At 70.6% G+C, this 3,903-nt stretch carries 2 protein-coding genes; one reads left to right on the top strand and one right to left on the bottom strand.

Annotated elements, in window-relative coordinates; all coding sequences use genetic code 11:
- The first annotated feature begins 517 nt into the window (after nt 1–517).
- Nucleotides 518–3,580, top strand: a complete 3,063-nt coding sequence (locus Q7W29_13750; protein ID MDO9172885.1) for a tetratricopeptide repeat protein — start codon at nt 518–520, stop codon at nt 3,578–3,580.
- Between the two features lie 100 nt (nt 3,581–3,680).
- On the opposite strand, the gene Q7W29_13755 is transcribed toward Q7W29_13750, so the two are convergent.
- Nucleotides 3,681–3,903 (bottom strand): hypothetical protein (locus tag Q7W29_13755; protein ID MDO9172886.1); only part of this gene is annotated, 223 nt, incomplete at its 5' end.

Consider the following 3,903-nt stretch of genomic DNA (forward strand, 5'->3'; position numbering starts at 1 on the left):
GCAGCGGCGCGTCGCTGTCGAGCTGCAGGTGCCGCATCACCTGGTGCGGCAGCAGGTCGCCGCGGCCCGCGGTCGGGCAGCCGGCGGTGCAGCAGCCGCACTGGTAGCAGCGGAAGACGTTCTGGTCCGTCGCCAGCGCGACGCGCGCGCGCAGCGATCCCGTCGCGCTGTTCATGTCCACGCCCCCGAATCGGGTTCGGCTGTTAAGTTCGACCGCTGGATCTTCGGACGTTGTCCCGGCTCACCCCAAGCCGTTGGTCGTGACGACCCGAGCCCGCGCACAAATATTGTTAATCATTTATCAAATTCAAGAAAATTGGTTATCAATAAGTCGATGACAGTACCAGGTACAATCTTAAGTGCTCACAACCCTGCAAGTATCCATGGATGCCAAACTCCCAGCTAGCGCGATAACGATATGGATAATCAATCTTATTTGCAGTATTCTGGTTCGAGGCGGTGACATCCCGCGCAGGAAACGCACTTATCGAACTTTCCTCCATCCAGGAGCCCTCCCATGTCGGACGACCGCACCTTCTCGATCGGCCCCGACGACGACCGCACCCTCCCCCTCGGTCCCGCCGGCGGCGCCACCCCGACGGGCGAGGACGTCGGCACGGTGATCGGCCCCTACCGCCTGCTGCGCCGCATCGGCGAGGGAGGCATGGGCGAGGTCTTCGAGGCCGAGCAGACCGAGCCGATCCGCCGCCGCGTGGCCCTGAAGGTCATCAAGCAGGGCATGGACACCCGCGCCGTGGTGGCCCGCTTCGACGCCGAGCGGCAGGCCCTGGCCCTGATGGACCACCCCTGCATCGCCAAGGTCTTCGACGCCGGCGCCACCGACCGCGGTCGTCCCTACTTCGTCATGGAGTACGTCGAGGGCGAGTCGATCACCGACTACTGCAACCGCCGCCGCCTGGGCACCGACGAGCGGCTCGAGCTGTTCGTGCGCGTCTGCGAGGGCGTGCAGCACGCCCACCAGAAGGCCGTGATCCACCGCGACCTGAAGCCGTCGAACATCCTGGTCGCGGAGGTCGACGGGCGACCGGCCCCGAAGATCATCGACTTCGGCGTGGCCAAGGCCACGACCCAGCGCCTGACCGAGATGACGATGTTCACCGAGCTGGGCCAGCTGGTCGGCACGCCCGAGTACATGAGCCCGGAGCAGGCGTCCCTGACCGACGACGACATCGACACGCGCACCGACGTCTATGCCCTGGGCGTGGTGCTGTACGAGCTGCTGTCCGGCGCGCTGCCCTTCGAGTCGCGCGACCTGCGCAAGGCCGGCTACGAGGCGATCCGCAAGATCATCCGCGAGCAGGACCCGCCGCGGCCGAGCACGCGCTTCAGCGGCCTCGGCGAGCGCACGACGAGCGTGGCCGAGGCCCGCGGCATCGCGCCGAAGCGGCTGCAGGGCGAGCTGCGCGGCGACCTGGACTGGATCACGATGAAGGCGCTGGAGAAGGACCGCGACCGGCGCTACGAGACGGCCAACGGGCTGGCGGCCGACGTGCGCCGCCATCTGCGGAACGAGCCGGTGAGCGCCGGACCGCCGAGCGCCTCCTACCGCCTCGGAAAACTGGTGCGGCGCAACCGCGGGACGTTCGCCGCGCTGGGCGCGATCACGTTCGTGCTGATCGCGGCCGTGGTGGTCAGCTCGGTGATGTACGTGCGCGCCGAGCGGGCTTCGCGCCTGGCGATCCGCGAGGCCGCCAAGGCCACGCAGGTGTCGCGCTTCCTGGGGGACATGCTCGGCGGCGTGGGACCGCACGTGGCCCAGGGACGCGACACGGAGATGCTGCGCGCGATCCTCGACGAGACCGCTTCCCGCGTCGGCAAGGAACTGGCGGGCCAGCCGGAGGTGGAGGCGGCGCTGCGGCTGCAGCTCGGGCTCACCTACCGCCAGCTCGGCGAGTACGAGGCCGCGCAGGGGCAGCTCGACCGCGTGCGCGAACTCCAGGCGGCGTTCGACCAATCGTCGCCCTTCCCCGCCAAGTTCCTGGTGGAAGCCGGCTCCCTGGCCTGGAACCGCGGCGAGATGAAGGAAGCCGAAGCGACGTACCGGCAGGCCCTGCAGCGCATGGCGGACACGGCGCCGATCGATTCGGTCGCCTGGGCCGAGGCCTCCCTCTACCTGGCGAACGTGCTGCAGGAGCAGGGCAACTACGGCGCGGCCGACTCGCTGATGCACCGCTCGCTCGCGGTCTACCGCGGCCTGCCGCAGGAGTCCGACGCCCTGGCCGTGAACCTCAACAGCCTGGGCAACCTGGCGCGCTACCAGGGCGACCTGCCGGCCGCCGAAGGCTTCTACACCGAAGCCCTGGCGGTCCACCGCCGGGTGCTGGGCGACCTCCACCCGTTCGTGGCCACCGACCTGCACAACCTGGGCCGGCTGCTGGACGCGATGGGGCGGAGCGGCGAGGGCGAGAAGCTGCTGCGCGAGGCGATCGCGATCCACGGGCGGGTCTTCGACGGCCCCCACCCGGACACGGCGATCCTGCTGCGCTCGCTCGCGGAGATGATCATGGGCTCCGAGCGCTTCGACGAGGCGGATTCCCTCTCGCTGGCCGCCCACGAGATGACGCGGACGATCTACGGCGACCGCAACGAGAACACCTTGAGGTCGCAGCTCTCCGTTGCCGAATTGAAGTCGCGCCGGGGGAACCTCGCGGAGGCCGAGGCGATCTTCGCCGGACTCGTGCCGGCCTGCCGCGACACGGGGATCACCGATCCCGGCCTGCTGCCGACCGTGCTGTACCGCCTGGCGACGACGCAGCTGAAGCAGGGGCGCAGCCGCGACGCGCTGGCGCCCTTCGCCGAGGCGGTCGAACTCTCGACCGCGACCAGCGGCGCGGACCACCCCAACACGCTGCTCTTCCGCAACGACTACGCCCGCGCGCTGGCGGGACTGGGGGACGACGCGGCGGCGGTGAAGCAGCTCCGCGTGGTCCTCGAGGCCCGCGAGCGGGTCCTGGGCGCCGGGCACCCGGAGACCTCGATCACGCGCGTGGACCTGGGACGCAGCCTCCGGCGCCTGGGCCAGCTGGAGGAAGCCGAGGCGCAGCTGCGCCGGGGACGCGACGATTACACAACCGCCAAGGGGAACGACCACCCCGGGCGCTGGATCGGCACGGTGCACCTGGCCGGCGCGCTGATCGACCTGAAGCGGTACGACGACGCCGAGAAGGAACTGAAGGGCGCCGAGTCGTTCTACCTGGGGCAATCCGGTGAGGGCAGCGCCGAAACCCGCTGGGTGCGCGCGCGGCTTTCCAGTCTCTACCTCCGGGCGGGCCGCCGGGCCGACGCCGACCGCCTGCTGTCCCTGGCCCTGGACGAGGCGCCGGGCCCCGTCGATCCGCGGACCCGCGGCCGCATCCTCTACGACCGGGGCGAATCCTGGCTGGCGCTGGGCGAACCGGACGAGGCCGAGCGGACCCTGCTGGAGAGCTTCGGGATCCTCGAGGCGGAACTGGGCGCCGCCAACGGCGACACCCAGTACGCCATGCGCCTGCTGGCGACGGCCTGCGACCAGCTGGACCGCCCGCGGGACGCCGCCGCGTGGCGGGCGCGCCTGCTGTGAGCTGCTGAAGGAACGATTCGCGACGGAACCGCGGCGGGACGCGGAACGGGGGAGCCTCGAGGCTCCCCCGTCCTTTCACGATCGTGTCGCGGTGGACCGGTCAGTGATTGCCGCCCATGCCGGAGCCCAGACGGGCGCCGCCCTTGGTGGTCGGGCAGACGCCGTCGCCGGGTCCGAAGCCGGTGCCGTCGCCGGGGCCGGTGCCGCCGTTGCCGGTGCCGTCGCCCGGGCCGTAGCCGCCGGCGCCGCCGGCCATCGTCTGCCACATGGCCTTCAGACGGTACAGGAAGCCGGCCGGGTTCTCCGCGCCGGTCACGGTGCAG

The sequence above is a fragment of the bacterium genome (genome assembly GCA_030654305.1).
GTDB lineage: Bacteria > Krumholzibacteriota > Krumholzibacteriia > LZORAL124-64-63 > LZORAL124-64-63 > PNOJ01.